Source organism: Achromobacter sp. LC458 (assembly GCF_001005835.2).
GTDB lineage: Bacteria > Pseudomonadota > Gammaproteobacteria > Burkholderiales > Burkholderiaceae_B > Achromobacter > Achromobacter spanius_B.
In genome coordinates, this window is record NZ_LBHW02000006.1 from 18,586 (window position 1) to 42,072 (window position 23,487).

20 protein-coding genes and 1 tRNA gene are annotated in these 23,487 nt (G+C 66.8%); 11 read left to right on the plus strand and 10 right to left on the minus strand.

Annotated elements, in window-relative coordinates:
- Positions 1-17: 17 nt before the first annotated feature.
- The 3 genes from YH64_RS06985 to apaG are packed head-to-tail and all read right to left on the minus strand — an operon-like array spanning position 18 to position 2,901.
- Complete coding sequence (locus YH64_RS06985; protein ID WP_046805618.1) at positions 18-1,187, minus strand: UbiH/UbiF family hydroxylase; 1,170 nt, start codon at positions 1,185-1,187, stop codon at positions 18-20.
- Positions 1,184-2,491, minus strand: coding sequence for a murein transglycosylase A (locus tag YH64_RS06990; protein ID WP_046805617.1), 1,308 nt, complete (start codon positions 2,489-2,491; stop codon positions 1,184-1,186). Before YH64_RS06990 ends, YH64_RS06985 begins: the two co-directional genes overlap by 4 nt.
- Before the next feature lie 35 nt (positions 2,492-2,526).
- A complete protein-coding gene (apaG, locus tag YH64_RS06995; RefSeq protein ID WP_046805616.1) occupies positions 2,527-2,901 on the minus strand; it encodes a Co2+/Mg2+ efflux protein ApaG in 375 nt (124 codons plus the stop codon).
- Between the two features lie 139 nt (positions 2,902-3,040).
- Between apaG and rpe the strand changes: the two genes are divergently transcribed.
- From rpe to trpC, 6 genes are all read left to right on the plus strand, one after another.
- Positions 3,041-3,769: a ribulose-phosphate 3-epimerase gene (gene rpe, locus YH64_RS07000; RefSeq protein WP_046805615.1), complete on the plus strand. Its 729-nt coding sequence runs from the start codon at positions 3,041-3,043 to the stop codon at positions 3,767-3,769.
- A gap of 19 nt (positions 3,770-3,788) precedes the next feature.
- Complete coding sequence (locus tag YH64_RS07005) at positions 3,789-4,496, plus strand: phosphoglycolate phosphatase (protein ID WP_046805614.1); 708 nt, start codon at positions 3,789-3,791, stop codon at positions 4,494-4,496.
- A 328-nt stretch (positions 4,497-4,824) separates the two neighbouring features.
- Positions 4,825-6,345: an anthranilate synthase component I gene (gene trpE, locus YH64_RS07010; RefSeq protein WP_046805613.1), complete on the plus strand. Its 1,521-nt coding sequence runs from the start codon at positions 4,825-4,827 to the stop codon at positions 6,343-6,345.
- Positions 6,346-6,392: 47 nt separating this feature from the next.
- On the plus strand, positions 6,393-6,959 hold the full coding sequence (locus YH64_RS07015) for an aminodeoxychorismate/anthranilate synthase component II (protein WP_046805612.1): 567 nt from the start codon (positions 6,393-6,395) through the stop codon (positions 6,957-6,959).
- Between the two features lie 17 nt (positions 6,960-6,976).
- Positions 6,977-8,008 (plus strand): anthranilate phosphoribosyltransferase, encoded by a 1,032-nt coding sequence (gene trpD / locus YH64_RS07020; RefSeq protein WP_046805611.1) that lies wholly within the window; start codon positions 6,977-6,979, stop codon positions 8,006-8,008.
- Positions 8,005-8,793 (plus strand): indole-3-glycerol phosphate synthase TrpC, encoded by a 789-nt coding sequence (gene trpC / locus YH64_RS07025; RefSeq protein WP_046805610.1) that lies wholly within the window; start codon positions 8,005-8,007, stop codon positions 8,791-8,793. Before trpD ends, trpC begins: the two co-directional genes overlap by 4 nt.
- Before the next feature lie 5 nt (positions 8,794-8,798).
- Here trpC and YH64_RS07030 read toward each other — a convergent pair whose 3' ends face one another.
- Positions 8,799-10,685 (minus strand): sigma-54-dependent Fis family transcriptional regulator, encoded by a 1,887-nt coding sequence (locus YH64_RS07030; RefSeq protein ID WP_046805609.1) that lies wholly within the window; start codon positions 10,683-10,685, stop codon positions 8,799-8,801.
- Between the two features lie 229 nt (positions 10,686-10,914).
- Here YH64_RS07030 and adh point away from each other — a divergent pair, with 229 nt between their 5' ends.
- Both adh and YH64_RS07040 read left to right on the plus strand, forming a co-directional pair.
- Positions 10,915-12,444 carry an aldehyde dehydrogenase gene (adh, locus tag YH64_RS07035; protein ID WP_046805608.1) on the plus strand — a complete coding sequence of 510 codons (1,530 nt, stop codon included), beginning with the start codon at positions 10,915-10,917 and terminating at the stop codon, positions 12,442-12,444.
- Positions 12,445-12,569: 125 nt separating this feature from the next.
- Positions 12,570-12,947, plus strand: coding sequence for a DUF779 domain-containing protein (locus YH64_RS07040; RefSeq protein WP_046805607.1), 378 nt, complete (start codon positions 12,570-12,572; stop codon positions 12,945-12,947).
- Here YH64_RS07040 and YH64_RS07045 read toward each other — a convergent pair.
- The gene (locus YH64_RS07045) at positions 12,934-13,602 is read right to left on the minus strand and encodes a 2-hydroxychromene-2-carboxylate isomerase (protein ID WP_046805606.1); all 669 of its coding nucleotides are present in this window, start codon (positions 13,600-13,602) and stop codon (positions 12,934-12,936) included. The genes YH64_RS07040 and YH64_RS07045 overlap by 14 nt on opposite strands.
- A gap of 126 nt (positions 13,603-13,728) precedes the next feature.
- On the opposite strand from YH64_RS07045, the gene YH64_RS07050 reads away from it, so the two are divergent.
- Positions 13,729-14,670, plus strand: coding sequence for a LysR substrate-binding domain-containing protein (locus YH64_RS07050; RefSeq protein WP_046805605.1), 942 nt, complete (start codon positions 13,729-13,731; stop codon positions 14,668-14,670).
- Between the two features lie 221 nt (positions 14,671-14,891).
- Positions 14,892-17,042 carry an LTA synthase family protein gene (locus tag YH64_RS07055; protein ID WP_255444175.1) on the plus strand — a complete coding sequence of 717 codons (2,151 nt, stop codon included), beginning with the start codon at positions 14,892-14,894 and terminating at the stop codon, positions 17,040-17,042.
- Between the two features lie 106 nt (positions 17,043-17,148).
- Here the strand turns inward: YH64_RS07055 and selD are convergent, their stop codons facing one another.
- Positions 17,149-18,210: a selenide, water dikinase SelD gene (selD, locus tag YH64_RS07060; protein ID WP_046805603.1), complete on the minus strand. Its 1,062-nt coding sequence runs from the start codon at positions 18,208-18,210 to the stop codon at positions 17,149-17,151.
- 158 nt (positions 18,211-18,368) lie between these two features.
- On the opposite strand from selD, the gene YH64_RS07065 reads away from it, so the two are divergent.
- Positions 18,369-18,917, plus strand: coding sequence for a TlpA disulfide reductase family protein (locus YH64_RS07065; RefSeq protein ID WP_046805645.1), 549 nt, complete (start codon positions 18,369-18,371; stop codon positions 18,915-18,917).
- Between the two features lie 53 nt (positions 18,918-18,970).
- Here YH64_RS07065 and YH64_RS07070 read toward each other — a convergent pair.
- From YH64_RS07070 to fdhE, 4 genes are all read right to left on the minus strand, one after another.
- Positions 18,971-19,066, minus strand: a tRNA-Sec gene (locus YH64_RS07070).
- 13 nt (positions 19,067-19,079) lie between these two features.
- On the minus strand, positions 19,080-21,026 hold the full coding sequence (gene selB / locus YH64_RS07075; RefSeq protein ID WP_046805602.1) for a selenocysteine-specific translation elongation factor: 1,947 nt from the start codon (positions 21,024-21,026) through the stop codon (positions 19,080-19,082).
- Positions 21,023-22,546, minus strand: coding sequence for an L-seryl-tRNA(Sec) selenium transferase (gene selA / locus YH64_RS07080; RefSeq protein ID WP_255444176.1), 1,524 nt, complete (start codon positions 22,544-22,546; stop codon positions 21,023-21,025). The genes selB and selA overlap by 4 nt, the downstream gene beginning before the upstream one ends.
- A gap of 4 nt (positions 22,547-22,550) precedes the next feature.
- A complete protein-coding gene (gene fdhE, locus YH64_RS07085; RefSeq protein WP_046805601.1) occupies positions 22,551-23,483 on the minus strand; it encodes a formate dehydrogenase accessory protein FdhE in 933 nt (310 codons plus the stop codon).
- Between the last annotated feature and the right edge of the window lie 4 nt (positions 23,484-23,487).

Consider the following 23,487-nt stretch of genomic DNA (forward strand, 5'->3'; position numbering starts at 1 on the left):
TGCGCCTCAACGCCGCATCAATTGGCCGATGCACCCGCGATCAGGCGGCGTTTGACCAAGGGCGCGCGTTCCACCAGATGCATCCCCGCGTTTCGCAGCCACACCAGCGGCGTCGCGCGCGAGGCGAACAGCTTGTGCAGGCCGTCGGTAGCCAGGCGCATCGCCAGCACCGGTTCGGCGCGGGCGCGCTGGTACCGATGCAGCACGCGGATGTCGCCCGCCGACCGGTAGGACTCGCGGCCAGCCACGGTGCGGGCCAGCGCCTCGACGTCGCCCAGGCCCAGGTTCAGGCCCTGGCCCGCCAGGGGATGCAGCCGGTGCGCGGCGTCGCCGGCCAGCGCGATGCCGGGCGCCACCATTTGCGCGCGTTCCAGCGTCAGCGGAAAGCCGTGCAATTTGCTGCGTACCTTCAAGCGGCCCAGCCGGCCCTCGGCGGCGTCGGCCAGCAAGGTTTCCAGCCGGGCAGTTTGCTGTTCGGCCGGCAAGGCCAGCAGCGCCTGCGCCGGTTCGCTACGCATGGACCAGACCATCGACACTTGCGGACCGTCGGCGGTGTCGGGCAGCGGCAACAGCGCCAGCACGCCGTCGTCACGGAACCACTGGATGGCAGTGCCATGGTGGGCGTGTTCGGCATCCAGATGCACCACCAGGCCCGTGTCGTTGTAGGACACGGTGTCGTGCTTCAAGCCGGCCGCCGTGCGCAGCGGCGAGGCCGCGCCGTCGGCACCCACGAACAATTCCGCCTGAATGCGCGCCCCGCTTTCGGTATCGACCGCGCCATCCTGATAGCCGGTACAGCGGTCTTCCAGCCAGGGGATGCCGAACATCCGCACCGCCTGGATCAACACGCGCTCGATCTCGCCGGATTCGACGATCCAGGCCAGTTGCGGCAACGCCGCCTGCCAGGCGTTCAGGTTGACCTGCCCATCGGCGTCGCCGTGGATTTCCATGGCTTGCACCGGCATCAGCCGGCCGGCGGGCATGGCGTCCCACACGCCCAGCTCGGCCAGGAAACGCTGGCTGGCGGGCGAAATGGCGTAGACGCGGGGGTGGTAATGGTTGGGATCGGCGGCGGGCACGGATGAACGCGGCGCCAGCACGGCAACGCGCTGGCCGCGCCGGGCCAGCGCCAGGGCGGTGGACAGGCCGACGATACCGGCCCCGCATACGACGATTTGATGGCTCATCTTGCCGAGGGCTCCCCAGCTTGCTTAGGCCACAGCACCCACATCTGGCCCCGTTGTTTCATGCGGCCCGCCTGCTGGCCGGCTTCTTCACCGTAACCCCAGTAGAAGTCGGCGCGCGCGGCGCCCCGGATGGCCGTGCCCGTGTCTTGCGCGAAAACCAGCCGTTGCAACGGGCGGTCGGAGGCCGGGAAGGTCGTGGCCAGGTACACCGGGGTGCCCAGCGGCACGAAGGTGGCGTCCACGGCGATGGATCGCTTGGGCGCCAGCGGGATGGCGTAGGCGCCCTTGGGCCCCTGTTCGGGGTCGATGACCGGCTCTTCGCGGAAGAACACCACCGCCGGATTCGCGTTCAGCATTTCAGGCACGCGCTTCGGATTGCGCTGTGCCCAGGCGCGGATGTTCTGCATGGACGCCTGATCGGCGCTGAGTTCGCCCCGGTCGATCAGCCAACGGCCGATGGACACATAGGGCTGGCCGTTATGGTCGGCGTAGGCCACGCGGATGGTCTTGCCGGCGTCGGGACCGTCGGTCAGCTGGACGCGGCCCGAGCCCTGCACTTGCAGGAAGAAGTTATCCACCGGGTCATCCACCCAGACGACGACAGGCGGCTTGCGGCCCGAGGGGGATTCGATGGCGGCGCGGGTGTCGTAGGGCACCACGCGCTTGCCGTCCAGCTTGCCGCGCACGCGCTTGCCGGCCAGGTCCGGGTAGACCGAACCCAGGTCGATGGTGAGCAAGTCGGCCGGCACGGCGTACAGCGGCCATTGGTAGTTACCGCCCTGGCGGCGCGATCCGCGCACCAGCGGCTCGTAGTAGCCGGTGACCGTGTTGGTGGCCGGCTTGCCGTCGGCGGCGTTCAGACGCCACGGCTGCAAATAGGTTTGCAGGAAGCGGCGCACGGCTTCGCCGTCGCCCGCCGCCGGCGCGCGGGCCGGGTCGATGGCCGCGGCGCAGACGGGCTGCCACGCACGCGGCGTGGCGCGCGCCGGGGCGGCCAGATTGCCGCTGGTCGGACGCATCAGCCCACGGCAATTGCGCAGGAACAGGGGCCAGAACTGGGTCAGGTCGTCGGCGGACCAGCCGGGCATTTCGGACCAGGTGCCGGCCTTGAACTTGCCGGCCAGCGCGCGCGGCGGGGTGTCAGGCAACGCCGACAGCGACGGCACCACCAGGGGGCCGTCAGCCGCCGGAGCACGCGAGCCGGGGATGGTGCTGGTTTCGCCGGGGCCGGAAGGAATTTCCGACGGCGTGGAGCATGCCGCCAGCAAGATCGGCAGCAGGGACAGGCTGAGAATGCGCTTCATGAGCTAGGAAAAAAACGAGCGACGGGCGGGGCCATTCAATGCAGGGTGCGAGGCATGGCCAGGACGAATTCGGAGATCGGCACTTCGAACGGGATGCCGTTCTCGCCAACGCAGTGATAGGTGCCGCGCATGGTGCCCACGGGGGTGGGCAGCGGACAGCCGCTGGTGTATTCGAAGGTTTCGCCGGGCGCCAGCAACGGTTGCTGGCCCACGATGCCCAGCCCGCGCACTTCCTGCACGCGCTGGTTGCCGTCGGTGATGACCCAATGGCGGCTGATCACCTGGGCGGGATGTTCGCCGGTGTTGGTGATGCGAACGGTATAGGCAAACACGAATTGCTGTTCGCCCGGATCGGACTGTTCAGGCACGAAGCGCGGAGAGACAGAGACGCTCAGGTCGTAAGGTTTCACAGTCCTTCCCTGTGTGGCTGGACGCGGGGGCCGGAGATCGGCGCCGGGCGTTCGGGAGACGTTTGGACAACGCAGAATTGGGAGCCGTGGAACCGGGCCTTTCCCGAACCCGCGCCTCAAACTGCAATAATGGCACATTATGCCCTCCCCGATCCCGAACATCATGTCTACCTCCACGGCCTCCACCCGCATCACCCCCAGTATCCTGTCGGCTGACTTCGCCCGCCTGGGCGAGGAAGTCCGCAACGTCGTCGCCGCCGGTGCCGACTGGATACACGTGGACGTGATGGACAACCACTATGTCCCCAACCTGACCATCGGCCCGATGGTGTGCGCGGCCATCCGGCCCCATGTGCAAGTGCCGATCGACGTGCATTTGATGGTCGAGCCGGTGGATGACCTGGTCCCGATGTTCGCCAAGGCAGGCGCCGACTACATCAGCTTTCACCCGGACGCCAGCCGCCACGTGGACCGCACGCTGTCGCTGATCCGCGAAAACGGCTGTAAGGCCGGGCTGGTATTCAACCCCGCCACGCCGCTGTCCTACCTGGACTACGTCATGGACAAGATTGACCTGATCCTGATCATGTCGGTGAACCCGGGCTTTGGCGGCCAGAGCTTCATTCCCGGCACGCTGGCAAAGTTGCGCGAAGCACGCGCCCGGATCGACGCCTGGACGCAGGCCGGCGGCCAGGAAATCGTGCTGCAGGTGGACGGCGGCGTCAAAATCGACAACATCGCCGAAATCCGCCGCGCGGGCGCCGACACCTTTGTGGCCGGCTCGGCCATTTTCGGCAAGCCCGACTACGCCGGCATCATCAAATCCATGCGCGAACAGATCGCCATCGGCGAAACCACCGCCGTTTAAACCACCAGGAAACCTCGACATGACCGCTTTTCGCGCCGCGCTGCTGGACCTGGACGGCACCCTGCTGGACTCCATCCCCGACCTGGCGTTCGCCGCCAACGCCATGCGCGTCGACCTGGGCCTGACCGTGCTGCGTGAAGACGTGGTCGCCACGTTCGTCGGCAAGGGCGTGGACAACCTGGTCCGCCGCAGTCTGGCGGGCAGCCTGGACGCACCCGACCCGTCGGCCGAGGAATTCGCCCGCGCCCGCGACTCCTTCTACCGGCACTATCACCTAGTGAACGGCGAACGCGCCCAGGTCTACCCCGGCGTGATCGACGGCCTGAAGCACATGCGCGACCAGGGCCTGAAACTGGCGGTGGTCACCAACAAGCCCACCGAATTCACCCTGCCGCTATTGCAGCGCACGGGTTTGGCGGGCTTTTTCGACGCCGTGGTCTGCGGCGACACCTGCGTGCGCCGCAAGCCCGACCCCGACCAGGTGCTGCACGCCTGCGAACTGCTGGGCGTGGCGGTGACCGAGGCCGTCACCATCGGCGACTCGATCAACGATGCCCAGGCGGGCCGCACGGCCGGTACGCAAGTGCTGGTGGTGCCTTATGGCTACAACGAAGGCCGGGACGTGCGGGAGCTGGATGTCGATGGTATAGTTGACACGCTTGTCAACGCCGCTCAGTGGGTTGCGCTCTGGAACCAAAACCAGAACGCCGCAAAAATCGCTTCCTGAATCGCTTCCTGAATCGCTTCCTGAATCGCTTCCTGAATCGCCTCCTGAATTGCGTCGGCAAACACCTGAACAACCGAACACTGCACCTCATCAAGACACACCCGGATCAATGAACGCTTACCCCCAGAACCAAATGCTCGGCGCCTCGTGGCGCTGGTGGCGTTTGTCTTCCGGGTGGCGATGATCCCTCCCGGCCCTGGACGCGTATGCCGCCTAGTGCCGTAGCTGTGTAAACACAGAGCCAAGCCCGGAACCAGACACCTGGACCGGGCTTTTTTGTTGTGCGCCCGGTCTGAAAGCAAACCAAAAACGCTTACGAGACCCCGACATGACCGAAATCGAATTCAAGGCCCTCGCCGCTCAAGGCTACAACCGCATCCCGCTGGTGGCCGAGACCTACGCCGACCTGGACACCCCGCTGGGCATCTACCTGAAGCTGGCGCACGCAGGCCCCTTGGCCGGCCGCATGACCTGCCTGATGGAATCGGTGGTGGGCGGCGAGCGCTTCGGGCGCTATTCCTTCATCGGCCTGCCCGCCCGCACCGTGATCCGCGCCAGCGGCACGCTGACCGAAGTGCTGCACGACGGCAAGATCGTGGAAACGCACGAAGGCGATCCGCTTGCCTTCATCGAGCAATACCAAAGCCGTTTCAAGGTGGCGCTGCGCCCCGGCATGCCGCGCTTTTGCGGCGGCCTGGCTGGCTACTTCGGCTACGACACGGTGCGCCACATCGAGCCCTGCCTGGGCCCTGCCGTCAAGCCGTTCCCGGCCGGCATGGAGGGCGGTACGCCCGACCTGATGCTGATGCATGTGGACGAATTGGTCATCGTCGACAACCTGGCGGGCCGCATCTACCTGATGGTGTACGCCGACCCGAGCCAGCCCGAATCCTACAGCCGCGCCCAGCAGCGCCTGCACGATCTGCGCGCGCGCCTGCGACGCCCCGTGGAAATTCCGTACAGCCACGCCAGCATGCAGACCGAAGAGCGGCGCGATTTCAAGAAAGAAGACTATCTGGCCGCCGTACACCGCGCCAAGGAACACATCGCCGCCGGCGACCTGATGCAGGTGCAGATCGGCCAGGTCATCGCCAAGCCGTTCCGCGATTCGCCGCTGTCGCTGTACCGCGCGCTGCGCTCGCTGAACCCCTCGCCCTATATGTACTTCTGGAACTTCGGTGACTTCCAGGTGGTGGGCGCCTCGCCCGAGATCCTGGTGCGCCAGGAGCGCGTGGTGGACAACGGCGTGCCCAAGTCGCAGATCACCATCCGCCCGCTGGCCGGCACCCGCAAGCGCGGCGCAACGCCCGAGGAAGACGCGGCACTGGCCGCCGAATTGAAGGCCGACCCCAAGGAAGTGGCCGAACACGTGATGCTGATCGACTTGGCGCGCAACGATGTGGGCCGCGTGGCCGAGGTGGGCTCGGTCAAGGTCAGCGACACCATGGTCATCGAACGCTATTCGCACGTGATGCACCTGGTGTCCAACGTGACGGGCAACCTGAACCCCGGCATGAGCAGCATGGACGTGCTGCGCGCGTCCTTTCCCGCCGGCACGCTGACGGGCGCGCCCAAGGTCGAGGCCATGAAGATCATCGACGAACTGGAACCGGTGCGCCGTGGCATCTACGGCGGCGCGGCCGGCTACCTGAGCTATGGCGGCGAAATGGACGTGGCCATCGCTATCCGTACCGGCGTCATCAAGGACGGCACGCTGTATGTGCAGGCCGCCGCCGGCATCGTGGCCGACTCGAACCCCGAGGCCGAATACGCCGAAACCGAAGCCAAGGCCCGCGCCGTACTGCGCGCCGCCGAACAGGTCCAGCACGGCCTGGACGAACCCATCTGATCCCGGCCCGGCCCCGCCGCACGCCCCCCGCCCGCACGGAGAAAAAAATGCTGTTGATGATTGATAACTACGATTCGTTTACCTACAACCTGGTCCAGTACTTTGGCGAACTGGGCGAAGACGTGCGCGTGGCGCGCAATGACCAGATCACCCTGGAAGAGATTGCCTCGCTGAACCCGGACCGCATCTGCGTGTCCCCCGGCCCGTGCTCGCCCGCGGAAGCCGGCATCTCGGTGGCCGCCATCCAGGCCTTTGCCGGCAAGAAGCCGATTCTGGGCGTGTGCCTGGGCCACCAGGCCATCGGCGCGGCCTACGGCGGCAACATCGTGCGCGCCCAGCAAATCATGCACGGCAAGACGGTGCAAATTTCGCACACCGGCACCGATATCTTCACCGACTTGCCCACGCCCTACACCGTGATCCGTTACAACTCACTGACCATCGACCCCGCCACCCTGCCCGACTGCCTGGCGGTCACCGCCACCGCGCCCGACGGCGACATCATGGGCGTGCGTCACAAGACCCTGCCGCTGTACGGAGTACAGTTTCATCCCGAGTCGGTGCTCAGCGAACATGGCCATGCCCTGCTGCGCAATTTTCTGAACCTCGCCTAAGACAAGAAGGACGCATCGTGACCATTTCCCCCACCGAAGCCCTGACGCGCTGCATCGAACACCGCGAAATTTTCCACGACGAAATGCTGCATCTGATGCGCATGCTGATGCGCGGCGAGATGTCGCCGCAGATCGCCAGCGCGCTCTTGATGGGTCTGCGCGTCAAGAAGGAAACCATCGGCGAAATCACCGCCGCCGCGCAGGTCATGCGTGAATTCGCCACGCCCGTGGTCACGCCCAATCCGCAAGACCTGCTGGATATGTGCGGCACGGGCGGAGACGGCAGCCACACCTTCAACATCTCGACCACCGCCATGTTCGTGGCGGCGGCGGCTGGCGTGCCGATCGCCAAGCACGGCAATCGCAGCGCGTCTTCGTCCAGCGGCAGCGCCGACGTGCTGGAAGCGCTGGGCGCCAACCTGGTCCTGTCGCCCGAGGAAGTGGCCGAATGCATCCAGGCCACCGGCATCGGCTTCATGTTCGCGCCCGCGCATCACGGCGCCATGAAGAACGTGGCCGCCGTGCGCAAGGAATTGGCCGTGCGCACCATCTTCAATATTCTTGGCCCCCTGACCAACCCGGCCGGCGCCGCCAACCAGTTGATGGGGGTGTTCCACCCGGACTTGGTGGGCATTCAGGTGCGCGTGCTGGAACGCCTGGGTTCGCGCCACGTGCTGGTGGTGCACGGCAAGGACGGGATGGACGAAGCGTCGTTGGGCGGGGCCACGCTGGTGGGCGAGCTGAAAGATGGTCAAATACGGGAATATGAAATCCATCCCGAAGACTACGGGCTATCCATGATGTCCAACCGGTCCATCAAGGTGTCCAATCGCGAGCAGTCACGCGAACTTGTCATCGAGGCGCTGGAAAATGTCGAGGGCACGGCCCGCGACATCGTCGCCCTGAACGCAGGACTTGCCATCTACGCCGGCAATAAAGCCGATTCCATTCCCGAAGCCTTAGCGCTAGCATTTGAAATGATCGCCACCGGCGCGGCGCGAGCCAAGCTGGAAGAATTCTGCGCATATACCCGGAAATTCCAGAAATGAACGATATTCTTGCGAAGATCCTCGCCGTCAAGGTCGAGGAAGTCGCCGCCGCCCGCCAGATGCGCAGCGAAGCCGAAGTCCTGCGTGAAGCGCAGGCGCGACAGGACGTGCGCGGCTTTGCCCAAGCCATCGAAGACAAGATCTCGCAAGGCAAGGCCGGCGTCATCGCTGAAATCAAGAAAGCCTCGCCCTCCAAGGGCGTGCTGCGCGACACCTTCGCCCCCGCCGACATCGCCTCATCCTATGCGGTGCATGGCGCGGCCTGCCTGTCGGTGCTGACCGATGTGCAGTTCTTCCAGGGTTCGCACGACCACCTGCGCCAGGCGCGCGCGGCGTGCTCGCTGCCCGTGCTGCGCAAAGACTTCGTGATCGATTCCTACCAGATCATCGCCGCGCGCGCGATGGGCGCCGACTGCGTGCTGCTGATCGTGGCCGCCCTGACGCCGACGCAATTGCGCGACTACGAAACGCTGGCGATGGAACTGGGCATGGACGTGCTGGTGGAAGTGCACGACGCCCGCGAACTGGACGTGGCATTGACGATGAAGACGCCGCTTCTGGGCATCAACAACCGCAACCTGCGCACCTTCGAAACCAGCCTGAAGAACACGCTGGACCTGCTGCCCAACATTCCGGCGGGCAAGCGCGTCGTCACGGAAAGCGGCATTCTCAAGCCCGAAGACGTCAAGCTGATGCGCGACAACAAGGTCAATGCCTTTCTGGTGGGCGAAGCCTTCATGCGCGCCAAGGACCCCGGCGCGGAACTCGCGCGTCTGGTCGGCTAGGGCCGCTATCGCGGACGCGGCACAACCAGATTGCCCGCGCGCCGATACACGGTGCTGCGGTGCACACCCAACGCGCGCGCCGCTCGGCTGACGTTGCCGCCATGCGCGGCCAGCGCATCCCGAATGGCGGTATCGGTCATCGATTGCAGATCCGCCGCGCCGCTGTCCGTCGTCGGCGCGTCTTGCGTGGGGTCGGATGTGGCGGGTGACTGCAACAGCTCGGCGGGCAGCATGTCGACATCGACCACGCCCGACGGACCGGCCAACACATGCAAGGTGCGCAGCACCGCTACCAATTGCCGGTAATTGCCCGGCCACGAATACCCGGCCAGCCGGGCCTCGATTGACGGTGGCAGCACCGGCCCCGGGCCTTGCGCCGCCCACAACGCGCGCAGCAATTCCAGGCGGTCGGCGCGGGCGCGCAGCGGTTCCAGCGTGACCGTGTATTCGGCAATGCGGAAATACAGGTCCGGGCGCACCGGCGCATCGGACCCTTCGTGCGCCAGCGGGCGATGGGTGGCGCACACCAGCGCGAAGTCCACCGGCACCGGCCGCGCCGCCCCCAGCGGCGACACTTCGCGCGTTTGCAGCACCCGCAGCAAGCGTGATTGCAGCAGCAGCGGCATGTCGCCAATTTCATCCAGGAACAACACCCCGCCATGCGCCTGGCGCAGCAAGCCCTTGCTGCCTTGCCGGCGCGCCCCGGTGAAGGCGCCGTCTTCGTAGCCGAACAGTTCGGATTCAATCAGGCTTTCGGGCAGCGCCGCGCAATTGACCGCCACGAAAGGCCCCGATGCGCGCTTGCCTCGCGCGTGTACTTCGCGGGCGAACACTTCCTTGCCGACGCCGGTTTCGCCTTGCAGCAATAGGGAAACGCCCGCGTCCGACAAATGCACCGCACGCGCCAGCGCACCCAGCGTGGCGGCATCAAAGCTGGGCGCCGCCGGCCGGACGGCGGCGGCGGGCAGAGCCGGCGCCGTGGGCTGCGGCGGCCGCGAACGCGGCTGACGCAAGCGCGCGTGGTAGCCGGCGCCCGATCGCGCCAGCACCCGGCCGGACGCGTCGGGGCAGCGTTCCAGTTCGCCGTCGAACACGTCGGCGTAGCGATACACGCCCAGTGCGGTCGGAGCCAGACCCAATGCCTGCAACGCACGGCGGTTCGCGCCGATCAGCAGATCGCCCTGAAATGCCAGCAAGCCTTCGCCGGGCGCGCCCAGCCCGGTCGGGTCGTCGTGCAGACGCAGCACCGCGTAGTGTTCATAAGCCTGTTCAAACAGGCGGTGTTCGATGACGTCCACGGCCGCGCGCACCAGCGCCAGCACGTCGGGGCGGACATCGCGCGCCTGGCTGGACAAATCCAGCACGCCCAGCGTGCGCCCTTCGCTGTCGGTGATGGGCACCGCCGCGCAGGTCAGGATGCGATTGGGTTCGAAATAATGTTCCGCGCCATGCACGGCGATGGGTCGGCCTTCGACCAGAGCCGTGCCGATGGCGTTGGTGCCCGCCGCCGCTTCATCCCACGGCGCGCCCGGCATCAGCGCCACGCGCGATGCGCGGCTGGCAAAACCGCTATCGCCGTCGCTATCCAGCACCAGGCCCTGGGCGTCCGACAGAATCACAAGATTGCCGCTGCCGCCGGCCTGGCGGCGCAGGTAGGACATGGCGGGTTCAGACAAGCGGCGCAGCGCTTCGTTGCGCTGCTGGGCCTCGCGCAGTTCGCCTTGCGTCATGAGCTCGGCACGCCGCACGCCGCGCATGTCAAAGCCCAGGTCGGCGCATCGGCGCCAGGACCGCAGGATGGGCTCGGCAACGATGCCGCCGGGCACGGCGCCCTGCTGGTTGAACAGCAGGCGCGCTTGCGTCAGCGCGTGCTGACGAGATTGACTGGCCATGCTTGTCTCCTTGGACAGGCGCTTCTGCGACACCTGTTCCGCGACAACGTCGCAAATAACGACATCTCGAAGGGGCAAAACTGTTGCACGCCGGACAGGGCGCGTCGAAGTCAACTTTCGCACGCGAGGGCGCGCGCTGTCCAGCGGGGAAGCCCGCACGTTGGCATGTTCCTTGCTTGATACCAGGCAGGCAGCTCACTGCCGCTATCCCACAAAATCGGAGACAAGCATGGACATCGCGACCCGCATCACCCCGGACACGTATGGCACCCGTCTGGACCTGAAAACGCAGTACGACAACTTCATCGACGGCAAGTGGCAAAAGCCGGCGGATGGCGAGTACTTTGACAACGTCACGCCTGTCACCGGCCAGGTGCTGACGCGCAACGCGCGTTCGAAGGAGCGCGACGTGGACCTGGCGCTGGACGCCGCCCACCGCGCCGCGCCGAAATGGGGAGCGACCCCGGCCGCTGAACGTGCCCGCATGCTGATGCAGATCGCCGACGTGATGCAAGCCAACCTGGAACGCCTGGCCACCGCCGAAACCTGGGACAACGGCAAGCCCATCCGCGAAGCGCGCGCCGCCGACATCCCGCTGGCCATCGACCACTTCCGCTACTTCGCCTCGTGCATCCGCAGCCAGGAAGGCGGCCTGTCGGAAATCGATAGCGACACCGTGGCCTACCACTTCAACGAGCCGCTGGGCGTGGTCGGACAGATCATTCCGTGGAACTTTCCCATCCTGATGGCGGCGTGGAAGCTGGCACCCGCGCTGGCCGCGGGCAACTGCGTGGTGCTCAAGCCCGCCGAGCAGACCCCGCTGGGCATCCTGCTGCTGATGGAACTGATTGGCGACATCCTGCCCCCGGGCGTGCTGAACGTGGTGACGGGCTTCGGTCTGGAAGCCGGCAAGCCGCTGGCCTCCAGCAAGCGCATCGCCAAGATCGCCTTCACCGGCGAGACCACCACCGGCCGGCTGATCATGCAGTACGCGTCGCAGAACATCATCCCCGTCACGCTGGAGCTGGGCGGCAAGTCGCCCAACATTTTCTTTGCCGATGTGGCGGCGCAAGATGACGACTTTCTGGACAAGGCGGTCGAGGGCTTCGTGATGTTTGCGCTGAACCAGGGCGAGGTGTGCACGTGCCCCAGCCGCGCGTTGATCCAGGAATCGCTGTACGACAAGTTCATGGAACGCGCGCTTAAGCGCGTGGCCGAGATCAAGCAGGGCAACCCGCTTGACGGCGACACCATGCTGGGCGCGCAGGCGTCCACCGAGCAACTGGAAAAAATCCTGTCTTACCTGGATATCGGCAAGCAGGAAGGCGCCGACGTGCTGGCGGGCGGCTCGCGGGCGCAGATGCAAGGCGCGTTGGAAGGCGGCTACTACGTGCAGCCCACGGTGTTCAAGGGCCACAACAAGATGCGCGTGTTCCAGGAAGAAATCTTCGGGCCGGTCGTGGCGGTAACCACGTTCAAGGATGCCGACGACGCGCTGGCGCTGGCCAACGACACGCTGTACGGCCTGGGCGCGGGCGTGTGGTCACGCGATGCCAACACGTGCTACCGGATGGGGCGCGCGATCAAGGCGGGCCGCGTGTGGACGAACTGCTATCACGCCTATCCCGCGCATGCGGCATTTGGCGGATACAAGCAGTCGGGCATCGGGCGTGAAAATCACAAGATGATGCTCAACCACTATCAGCAGACGAAGAACCTGCTGGTGAGCTATTCGCCCAAGAAGCTGGGTTTCTTCTGACGCGAAAAGCGTGAGCAACGCGCGCCGGGCCTTCGGGCCTGGCGCGCGGGAACTTCGGAGCGCAAGATCGCCGGGACGCCCCACCGCCGGGCCGCCGGACCGCGGCCCCTACACAGGACACCGAAATGGAAGCACCCACCCCGCGCGTCGTCGCCACCGACCAAGCGCGCCAACTGATCGACACCTTGCGCGCCAAGCACGGCCCGCTGATGTTCCACCAATCGGGCGGCTGCTGCGATGGCAGCTCACCCATGTGCTATGCCCAGGGCGAATTCATGGTCGGGGGCTCGGACGTGCTGCTGGGCCAGCTGGAAGGCTGCCCGTTCTACATGGGCGAGGACCAGTTTGCGTACTGGGAGCACACCCAGCTCATCATCGACGCGGTGCCCGGGCGCGGCGGGGCATTCTCGCTGGATAGCGCGGAAGGCAAGCGCTTCCTGCTGCGATCGCGCCTGTACTCGGACGAGGAATGGGCGCGCGTGGCGCCCGTTACGAAGGGCTGACGGAATTGTCCTGGTCACCCAAGGCAACGTCGCCGGCGCCTACCCGATCGCGCGCCCATTGCAGCGCGTCTTCCAGGCGATCATTGCCCCAGAACATTTCGCTGCCCGCAAAAAACGTGGGCGCGCCGAACAGGCCCAGGTCCCGCGCGCGGTCCACCTGACGGCGCAGCGCTTCCTTGGCGGCTTCGGACTTGCCGCGCGCGATCAGCGCATCGGCGTCCAGCCCCAGGTCTTGCAGCAGGCCATGCACCACGTCTTCGGACTGGATGTCCAGGTCGTCCTGGAAATTCGCGCGAAATACCGCCACGCAGAAATCGCGGCACCACGGTTCGTCCTGGCCCAGCAGGGCGATGCGCGCCGGCAGCACGCTCATGCGCGGGAACAGTCGCGGGCGGTTGTAGGTAATGCCGTATTTGTCGGCCAGGCGGGCAATGTCCCGCATCATGTAGGCGCCCTTGCCCGGGAACAGGCGAAACGGAGAATCGTTCCAGCCCTGGGCCTGGAAAATCGGCCCCAGCAAAAAGGGGCGCAAGTCCACCACCACGCCCGCGCTTTCCGCCAGCGCCTGCACGCGCAAGATGGCCAGATAGCTGTAAGGGCTGGCGAAATCGAACCACATCTGCATGCGGGGCGAGTCGGGCAAAGACGCGTTCATCAGGCAACTCCGGCAGGCTGGGCTGCGACCAAGGCCCGGCTGGCGCTTGTCGCAGGCTTCTATTGAACGCTGCGGGCGTACTATTGCTCAAGCAACATTTCCGCCCGATACGCATGAGTTTCACGAATGTCATATCCGCTGGCAAAACTCCCGCCGCTTGATCTGGTACGGGGCTTCGTCGCTGTGGGCCGCCGCATGAGCATCACCCTTGCCGCGCAGGATCTGCATGTGACGCAGTCCGCCGTCAGCCGCCAGATCCGCGCCCTGGAAGCGCATTTGGGCGTACCGCTGTTGGTGCGCGGCTTTCGCAGCGTGTCGTTTACCTCTGAAGGCGCGCAGCTATTTCGCATGGCCGACGTGTGGCTTAGCCAGTTGGGCGACCTGACCGAACAGCTGCGCGCGCCCGAGCGCCGCACACCGGTCACCGTTACCACGACCATTGGCGTGGCTTCCCTGTGGTTGCTTCCGCGCCTGGGCGCCTTCCAGGCGGCGCACCCGCATATCGACGTGCGCGTGGCTGCGGACAACCGCCTGATCGATATCGACCGCGAAAGCGTCGACATCGCCATTCGCTACAGCCTGCGCGACAGCGTCCCGGATACCGCGGCCTGGATGTTCGGAGAGTCGGTGGTGCCCGTGGCGCACCCGTCGCTGAATGCCCGCGAGCTGGATGCGCGCGAGCTGCAACGCCATGTGCTGCTTGAATTCGACGACCCGACCCGGCCCTGGCTGCAATGGTCGGAATGGCTGAATGCGCGCGGCCTGAACCGGGCGCGCGCCAAGGGCATGCTGCGCTTTAATCAATACGACCAGATCGTGCTGGCGGCGCTGGCCGGCCATGGCATCGCGCTGGGCCGGCTGGCGCTGATTGCGCCGATGCTGGCCGACGGGCGCTTGCAACCGGTGGGCGGGCAGGCCGCCTTGGCCACCGAGCACGCCTATTGGCTGGTCCGCAACGCGCGGCGCAGCACCGCCGACGCCGATGTGGTCGCCGCGTGGCTGATGCAACAGGCGGCGACGACGGCCCGCGACCTGTCCGGCCAATCCCCCCCCGGCTCTGCCCGCTGACCGCCGGCCATCCGACCCCGCCACGGTTCGTACACGCCACTCACAAAGCTATACAAACCTTTGTACATTTCGGGTCCTGCTCGAGTACAGTTCGCGCTGCATGGCGAACAGCGGCCATAACCCGAACCACGAAAGCCGCCTGTTCTATCCCAGCCACTCCGGTGCGCCTTGTGGGATCCCCGCGATCCCCGCAACCCGGAAATCGGGGCCGGAGTTCCATCATGCATTCATCCCCTGATGGCCCATCAAGCCCGGGCCAGGGACGCTTTGTTGCCGCAACCCCCGTTTTTCGCCTGGCCCCCCCACTGATGCAGATAAAGCGTTTACGCCTGACCGACACCGACACCTGGCAAGACTGGTTTCACAACGTGCAGCGCGCATTCCTCGTGATCCTGGCGCCCTGGCTGGTCAGCGTCCTGGCGCAGTTCATCGGACGCAGCTATCTACTGGTGAAGTACGCGCCGTCGGCCACCTATTCCGCGCTGCCACAAGACGTGGGGCGCACACTGGGGATCGGCCTGCTGTTCGACATCAAGGTCACCAGCATCGCGTTTTCGGCGTTGCTGTTGATGGCGATGCTGGTGGCCGGCAGCCGCCCCCTGTATGCCCGCTGGCTGCGCCTGACGCCGGGCGTCGGGGCGGCCATGGCCGCGTTGATTGCCGGTTCCACCGTGGTCAGCGTCTGTTACTTCGCCACGTTTTCCCGATCGATCGATATCTTCGTGTTCGGCATGATCGACGACGATACCCGCGCCATCCTGATGACGCTGTGGCACGGATACCCGGTGGTGCAAGCAGGCGTGCTGCTGTCGGCGGTGCTGGTCTGCACGTGGTGGCTGGGGACACGCTGGCGGCGCCGCGTGCTCAGCCTGCCGTTGCGGCGGCGGGCGCTGCTTCCCACCGCGCTGCAATTGTTGTTCATCGTTGCCGTTACCGTGTTGGCCTGCCGGGGGTCGCTGGGCCGGTTTCCGCTGAACAAGGACGACACCAGTATCTCGACCATGCGCTTGTTGAACGCCATTGCGCCCAACGGCATCTCTGCTTTCTCGTGGGCGCTGCGCGAGCATGGCAACGACAAGCGTTTCCTGCCCGCCACCGCCGCCGAAGGCGAAGCGCTGTACGCACGGTTTCTCGGGCACCCGGTAAAACCCGACCTGACGCCCTTCAACGCGGTGACCGGCGCCAACCCGGCGGCGCTGGCGCGGCCGCCGCATGTTGTGCTGCAAGTCATGGAAAGCATGGGTCACCACCTTAATGCCTATGACCAACCGGGCCGCGATCTGCTCGGTGCGCTGCGCCCGCATTGGGAACAGGACTGGCGCTTTGACCGCTTCCTGTCGGAAGGCAACGGCACGATCGATTCCCTGGCCCGCCTGCTGGTACGCAGCCCGGTGCCGGCCATCGGCCAATCGTCGGCCGCCGACGACACCTTCGCCAGCAATGCCTTCGCACCGTATCTGGCACGCGGCTACCGTGTGTTGTTCGTGACGTCCGGCGCGGCCACCTGGCGCAACCTGGGCACCTTCGCCACGCACCTGGGCGCCCACGAATTCATCGACCAGCAGACCTTGCGCGCCAAGTATCCCGAAGCCCAGGCAGGCACGTGGGGCGTACCGGACGAATACATGTTCCGCTACATCGAAAGCCGCCTGGCCGATGCCGATCGGGATGGCCAGCCGCTGTTCATCGTTGCGTTGTCCACCACGCACCATCCCCCGTTCATCGCGCCCGACGGCGCGCAGCGCAGCGGCCTGGACTTGGCCGATGTGACGCGCCAGCCGTACTTTAAAAGCTGGAGCTCGGTGCAAGACGCGTTCTACACGCTGCGCTACGCCAACGATCAGTTGGGCCAGTTCCTGACGCGCGTGAAGGCCTCGGCCAGCGGCGCCCGCACCATCATCGCGGTCACGGGTGACCACAACATGCAGGGCCTGAATTACCAGGACGCGCGCGAAGCCGCGCTGGCCCGCGCCGTGCCCTTCTACCTGTACGTGCCGCAAGCGTACCGGGGCCAATCGGTGTTCGACCCGGCCCGCGTGGGCGGCCACAAAGACATATTGCCCACGCTGTATCAGCTGAGTCTGCCCGCCACGCCTTACTACCGCACGGGCTGCGATCTGCTGGCGGCGCAGCCGGACCCGGTCTGGTGCTTCGGTATCAACGACCCGCATCTGACGATCACGCAAGACGGTGCGTACCGGCGCGACCGCCCAGGCAAGATCCTGCCCTGGGCCAACGCGCAGGGCCTGGCGCTAGGCGCCGAACAACCAACCACGCCGACGCAGCGCGCCCAGCAAGAGCGGTTGGCCGCCTATCCCAAGCTGATGCTCTGGCAGATTAATTACCAGGTGCAATCGCAAGCCCAGCCGTAAGGTTGCACTGCCGCGCCCGAAAGCCGGCGCGGCGCGGCATGCCGCAGCGCCAGGCTGCCACGATCAGCCCAGCGGCGGCTCGGAACCGCCCCTGACCGATGCACGGTCAGCCAACCTGCACTTGCCCGTCGCCCGCGATCATCTCGCCCACGACGGTTGCCTGGTCAAAGCCCTGCTCACGGAATAGCGCCAGCACCGCGTCGGCCACTTCCGGCGCGCAGGACACCAGCAGTCCGCCCGAGGTTTGCGGATCGGTCAGCAAGGCGCGCTGCGCGTCGGTGACGCCCGCGGACAGCTGCACGGCGTTGCCGTACGAGGCCCAATTGCGGCCCGATGCGCCCGTGATGACGCCCTGGGAAGCAAACGCTTCCACGCCGGGCAGCCAGGGCAACGCATCCAGGTCAAGGCGCGCGGTCAGTTTTGCGCCGCGCGCCATTTCCAGCGCGTGGCCCAGCAAGCCAAAGCCCGTGACGTCGGTCACCGCGTGCACGCCGTCCAGCGCGGCCAACGCGGCGCCGGGCCGGTTCAAGCGGGTTGTCGTGTCGATCATGACGCGGTAGCCGGCTTCGTCCAGCTGGTTCTTTTTCAGCGCGGCCGACAAGATGCCCACGCCCAACGCCTTGCCCAGGATCAGCACGTCGCCCGCACGCGCATCGGCGTTGCGCTTGACGCGGCTGGGATGCACCAGGCCCATCACCGCCAGGCCATAGATGGGTTCGACCGAATCAATGCTGTGCCCGCCCGCCACCGGAATGCCCGCTTCGGCGCAGACCGATTCGCCCCCGCGCAGAATGTCCGCGATGACGCTGTGCGGCAGCACATTGATCGGCATGCCCACGATGGCCAGCGCCATGATTGGCGTGCCGCCCATCGCATAGACGTCCGACAGCGCGTTGGTCGCGGCGATGCGGCCGAAGTCGTGCGGGTCGTCAACGATGGGCATGAAGAAATCGGTGGTGGCGATGAGCGCCTGCTCGTCATTAAGCCGATACACTGCCGCGTCATCGGCGGTCTCGGTGCCCACCATCAGGTTGGGGTAGCTGGCGGCGGGGCCGAAACGCTTGAGCAGTTCGGACAGAACGCCCGGCGCGATCTTGCAGCCGCAACCGCCTCCGTGCGAAAGCGAAGTCAAACGCGGCACTGCCGCGGACGCTACATCGTGGGTCATTTCAGTCTCCGGATCTCAATCGAAAAAGGATAGCATCGCGCCCGCCCTTCGCCCTATGATGTTTCGGCGACGCGCGCGGTGGCGGTATGCCGGGCAGGACCCGCGCGACGCCCGCCATCCAAGCCCGTTTCCCTTTGACCTTTGCGAAGGACGCCGTCTTGATCAGCCGCCGCCGCCTGCTTCAAACCGGCCTGTCCGTGGCCGCCCTGCCATATCTGCCCAAGCTGGCACGCGCCGCCGATGACGCCGCGCTCAAGGCCGCCACCGGCCCCGATTGGGCGCCATGGACCTTGCCCACCCCCGCCCTGGTACTGCCCGACCTTTCCGGGCGCGAGCAAAAGCTGTCGGCCTGGCGCGGCAACGTGGTCATCGTCAGCTTCTGGGCCACCTGGTGCGAGCCGTGCCGCGACGCCATCCCGTTGATGTCCACCATGGCCAAGCGGCATCGTGAAGAAGGCCTGCGGCTGGTGGCCGTCAATGTGGGCGAAGCGCTGGGCAAGGTTTCGACCTTTCTGGCCAAGTCGCCGGTGGCCGGCACGGTAATGCACGACCGCAACAGCGCGGCGTCAAAGAAATGGGATGCCATCGCCTTGCCGGCCAATTACCTGGTGGACCGAGGCGGGTCGATCCGATATTGGCATCTGGGCGAGCTGGACTGGAAGTCTGAACAGGTGACGGCCGTGGTGACGCGCATGTTGCGGCGGTAGACGCGCAGGGGCGTGCGTGGATGAAGCCGTGGCGGGGGGTGTGGCGGGGGGTGTGGCGGAAGGCAGCAGGAGTCGAACCTACCTGGGAACGTCTGACGCCCCCAACTGGGTTTGAAGCCCAGCCGTGCCGCCGGGCACGGATGCCTTCCGCAGCGAAGGTGCCTATGATACCGGCTGCGGCGCCTCTTGCGTCGAAGCAAAAGCGCTGTCGCCGCGCAGCACGTGGGTGTCGCGCACACGCCGCGTGTAGCCCACGCGATCAAAGAATTCCAGGATCTGGATGGCGCGCTTGCGTCCCAGGCCCGTGGCGTCGCGGAACACCGCCGCGTTCAGGCCGCGCGCCTGGCTTGCCAGGTCCGCCGCCATGCTGGCCAGCACACGCACCTGATCGCGGTGATAGAACAAGTCCTTGACCACTTGCGCGACTTCGCCGCGACGCAGCAGCTTGCGCAGCAGCAGGCGCACGCGCTCTTCGGGTTCGGCCAGCGCGCGCGCCACGTCGCGCACCCATGGCGGGTCGAACGCGCCGGCGTTCAATAGCGGCAGCACACGCGCGGCCAGCGCATTTTCGTCGTCGGCGAGCGTGGACGTGTGCGACGGCAGGTGCAGCCAAGGGCCGTTGCGCGAAAGGCGCCCATCGCGTTGCAGCGCGTCGAGTACGGCGGTCCACAACGCATCGGGGCCCACCGGCATCGCCATGCGACGCAGGCGTGCACTGTCCGGGCCGGGCTCGTCCGGCGCGCCGTGGTGAAAGGATGCCAGCGCCTGTTCGACGCGGGCAAGCAGCGCCTGCCAGTGCGCGGCCAGGATCAACGTGCGGGGCGCCTGCGCGTTGCGCGTTTCGACCCACAGCGCGCCATGAGGGGCGGCGATGTCGCGCACCGGCATGCCCGTCAGGCGTTGCAACGCGGCTTCGTCCAGGCCCAGCGGCGCGTGCGCCAGCACCGGTGGCAAACCGCCGCCATCCAGCATGTCGGACAGGGCCTGCAACGCTTGCATGCGAGCGGCGGCGCGGCGCTTGCGGTCGGGTGCGTTGGGGTCCAGCACGCGTCCGCCACCGACCGTGCGCGTGGCCTGCGCGTTGCGCACGATGTAGCGGTCGCCCGGCATGGCGCACACGGGCTCATCGAACACCAGTTGCACCCAGCCGGACTGCCCGGGCGCCAAGGTCTCGGCGCTGATCGGCACCACGTGCGCCACGTGCCGCGCCGCGCCGATGTGCACGTGCAACGGCGCCCATGCACGCAAGGGCGCGTCGGCGGACGGCAACAAGGTCAGGGCCACATCCAGATGGCGCGACGGCAAAAAACAGCGGGCGTCCGCGATCCAGTCGCCGCGCGCGATGGCATGCTTGTCGATGCCCGCCAGATTCAGTGCGCAACGCTGGCCCGCCGCGCCGGTTTCACTGGGCCGGTTCTGCGCATGAATGCCGCGCACCCGCACGCGCGTGCCGGCGGGCATCAGGCGCAGGTCGGCCGCCTCGTCGCCGGCGCGCGCCACGCCCGAATGCGCCGTGCCGGTGACCACGGTGCCGTGGCCGGCCAACGTAAACACGCGGTCCACGGCCAGCCGGAACAAGCCGGCCGCGTCGCGCCGTTGCAGGTCTTGCGCCTGACGGTGCAGATAGTCTTTCAACTTCGCCGTGCCAACGTCGTCGGTCTGCGTGGCGCTTACGGCATGGACCGGCGCGCCGTCCAGAAACGTGCCCGCTGCCAGCGCGGCGATATCGGCGCGCACGGCGGCCAGGCGTTGGGCGTCGGCGCGGTCGGCCTTGGTCAGTGCCACCGCGCCGCGCGAGACGCCCAGCAGCGTCAGGATGGCCAGGTGCTCGCGGGTCTGGGGCATGACGCCGTCGTCGGCGGCCACCACCAACAGGCCGAAGTCGATGCCGCTGGCGCCGGCGGCCATGGTGTGCACCAGCTTTTCGTGACCAGGCACGTCGATGAAACCCAGCACGTCGCCGTTGTCCAGCGGCGTGTAGGCGTAGCCCAATTCAATGGAAATGCCGCGCGCCTTTTCTTCCTTGAGCCGGTCGGTATCTACGCCCGTCAGCGCGCGCACCAACGTGGTCTTGCCATGGTCGATGTGTCCGGCGGTGCCGATGATCATGCCAGCGGCTCCGCCAGTTGCGCGGTGAAGGCGGCTTCGTCACGGGCTTCAAGGCAGCGCAGGTCCAGCCACAGCGCGTCGTCGGCAATACGGCCGATGACGGGAGTGGGCAGACCGCGCAGCCGGGTTTCCAGCTTGTCCAGATGGCGGCCGGGGCGCCCGCTGCCGGTGTAGCGCAGCGCAAGGCCGAAGCTGGGCAACTGGTCCACCGGCAACGCGCCGCTGCCGATCTGGCTGAACATGGGAACGGCCTGCACGGCGTAGTTCGCACCGACCGCATGCGCCAAAACGTCGCGCAGCCGGTCGGCCAGCGGCTGGATATCGCGTTGCGGCCGGGTCAACAGGCGTAGCGTGGTGAGCCGCTGCGCCAGGAATTCGGGCGCGCGATACAGGTGCAGCACGGGTTCCAACGCCGCCAGCGTCAGCTTGCCGACGCGTAGCGCGCGCTTGAGCGGGTTTTTCTTGATCTTGCGGATCAGGTCGGCGCGGCCGACCAACAGGCCGGCTTGCGGGCCGCCCAGCAGTTTGTCGCCGCTGAAGGTGACCAGGTCGGCGCCTGCCGCGATGGTGTCGCGCACCGTGTCTTCGCGCGGCAGGCCGAACTCCGTCAGGTCCACAAGCGTGCCGCTGCCCAGGTCTACCGTGGCGGGCAAGCCCTTAGCATGCGCCAGCGCCGCCACCTCGGCCACGCCGACGCTCTTGGTGAAGCCGGTGACCGCGTAATTGCTGCAATGCACCTTCATCAGCATCGCGGTGCGCGGCCCGATGGCGCCGTCGTAGTCGGCGGCATGCGTGCGGTTGGTGGTACCCACTTCAACGAGCTTGGCGCCGGCGCGTTTCATGATGTCGGGGATGCGGAACGCGCCGCCGATTTCAACCAGTTCACCACGCGACACCACGACCTCGCGCCGGTCCGCCAGGGCGTTCAGCATGAGCAGCACGGCGGCGGCGTTGTTGTTGACGACGGTGGCGGCTTCGGCGCCCGTCAGTTCGCACAGCAGGTCGTCGATGAGATCGTCGCGATCCCCGCGGCCACCGGTATCCAGATCGAATTCCAGATTGGCCGGCGTGGTCAGCGCGCGCAGCACCGAGGCCACCGCTTCGTCGGGCAACAGCGCCCGGCCCAGGTTGGTGTGCAGCACGGTGCCGGTCAGGTTATAGACCGCGCGCAGGCGGGGTTGCGCGGCCTTGTCCAGCGCTGCCGTCACGCGGGAGGCCACCGTGCTGGCATTCAGTTCGCGCTGCATCAAGCCGCCGGCCAGCGCGCGTTGACGCAGCGTGTCCAGGTGGCGCCGCAATGCCGCCACGACCTGCGTGCGCCCGTGCGTGTCCAGCGCGGTGCGCATCGCGTCCGCGTTCAACAGGCGGTCCAGCGGCGGGATGTCGGACGCAGCAGCGGCAGTATCGGCGGCGGCGGTTTCAGCGGCGACAGTCCCGACGCCGGCAGCCCCAGCGGCGGCGGTTTCAGCAGCGGCAGTCTCAGCGGCGACGGCGCTGTCTTCTGACGGAAGCTCGGCCATGCGGCTAGTCCTCGTTGCCATGCCACAGCAGCGGGTTGCCGCTGGCGCGCGAATAACCTGCCTCGCCCACCAGCACGTCCAGCATCAGGCTGGCCAGGTCATCGGCCACGGGTTCCACGTGCAGGTCCTTGTCCTGGTAGAAGATCTTGCGATAGGTGTGGCAGTGGTCGCAGGTTTCGGCCTTGATGGCGGGTGCGCGGCCGTCGATGGCCTGGTACGCCACCGATTCCACGTCTTCGCAATGCGTGCACTTGACGCGCACCATGTGCCATTGCGTGGCGCACAGGCTGCAACACAAGTAGCGGTAGCCTTCGAACTGGCCGCCCACGCGCACTACGCTGGCCACCGGCAAGCTGGCGCAAACGGGGCACACGCCGAACGGGCTGACCACGGGCAATTGCTTGGCGTCGAAGCGGCTGGCCAGATCGGTCCAATAGACTTGCAAGGCCGCCATGACGAAGGGCGCGGCCGCGCCGTCCACGCCCTGGTCCTGTTCGGCCAACACGGCTTCGGCCAGGTCTTCGAGGGATTCGGGGTCTTGGTCGATTGCGCGGCGCAACGCAGTACAGACTTCGACGGCTTCGGCAGGCACCCCCGCGGTACGCGATACGTCATCGACCAGGCGCGCCAGGATGCCGCGCCACATCGGGTCGCGCGGCCAGCCCACCGCCTGTAGCGGCGGCATGCCATGCGCCTGCGCCAGCGACAGCCGGTCTTCGGATACGCCGGGCGCGGCGCAGGCCTGCAGGGCGCGATGCTGGGCGTCGACCAGATGCGCCATCAGCAGCAGGTAATCGGCCACCGGGCTATCCGACGCCAGTTGCCGCAGGCGCGCCGCGCGCGTTGAAAAAATCGAGCCGCGTTCAGGCAGGCTGACGCGGGGGATGACATTGTGGTCTAGCGCTTCGATTTCACCGCGCGGAAGAATTCGCTGCAATTGC

Bases quoted from the DNA above. Each gene is read 5' to 3' on its own strand.
- YH64_RS06985 (WP_046805618.1), bottom strand. From the start codon at position 1,187: ATGAGCCATCAAATCGTCGTATGCGGGGCCGGTATCGTCGGCCTGTCC.
- YH64_RS06990 (WP_046805617.1), bottom strand. From the start codon at position 2,491: ATGAAGCGCATTCTCAGCCTGTCCCTGCTGCCGATCTTGCTGGCGGCA.
- rpe (WP_046805615.1), top strand. From the start codon at position 3,041: ATGCCCTCCCCGATCCCGAACATCATGTCTACCTCCACGGCCTCCACC.
- YH64_RS07005 (WP_046805614.1), top strand. From the start codon at position 3,789: ATGACCGCTTTTCGCGCCGCGCTGCTGGACCTGGACGGCACCCTGCTG.
- trpE (WP_046805613.1), top strand. From the start codon at position 4,825: ATGACCGAAATCGAATTCAAGGCCCTCGCCGCTCAAGGCTACAACCGC.
- YH64_RS07015 (WP_046805612.1), top strand. From the start codon at position 6,393: ATGCTGTTGATGATTGATAACTACGATTCGTTTACCTACAACCTGGTC.
- trpC (WP_046805610.1), top strand. From the start codon at position 8,005: ATGAACGATATTCTTGCGAAGATCCTCGCCGTCAAGGTCGAGGAAGTC.
- YH64_RS07030 (WP_046805609.1), bottom strand. From the start codon at position 10,685: ATGGCCAGTCAATCTCGTCAGCACGCGCTGACGCAAGCGCGCCTGCTG.
- adh (WP_046805608.1), top strand. From the start codon at position 10,915: ATGGACATCGCGACCCGCATCACCCCGGACACGTATGGCACCCGTCTG.
- YH64_RS07040 (WP_046805607.1), top strand. From the start codon at position 12,570: ATGGAAGCACCCACCCCGCGCGTCGTCGCCACCGACCAAGCGCGCCAA.
- YH64_RS07045 (WP_046805606.1), bottom strand. From the start codon at position 13,602: ATGAACGCGTCTTTGCCCGACTCGCCCCGCATGCAGATGTGGTTCGAT.
- YH64_RS07050 (WP_046805605.1), top strand. From the start codon at position 13,729: ATGTCATATCCGCTGGCAAAACTCCCGCCGCTTGATCTGGTACGGGGC.
- YH64_RS07055 (WP_255444175.1), top strand. From the start codon at position 14,892: ATGCATTCATCCCCTGATGGCCCATCAAGCCCGGGCCAGGGACGCTTT.
- selD (WP_046805603.1), bottom strand. From the start codon at position 18,210: ATGACCCACGATGTAGCGTCCGCGGCAGTGCCGCGTTTGACTTCGCTT.
- selB (WP_046805602.1), bottom strand. From the start codon at position 21,026: ATGATCATCGGCACCGCCGGACACATCGACCATGGCAAGACCACGTTG.
- selA (WP_255444176.1), bottom strand. From the start codon at position 22,546: ATGGCCGAGCTTCCGTCAGAAGACAGCGCCGTCGCCGCTGAGACTGCC.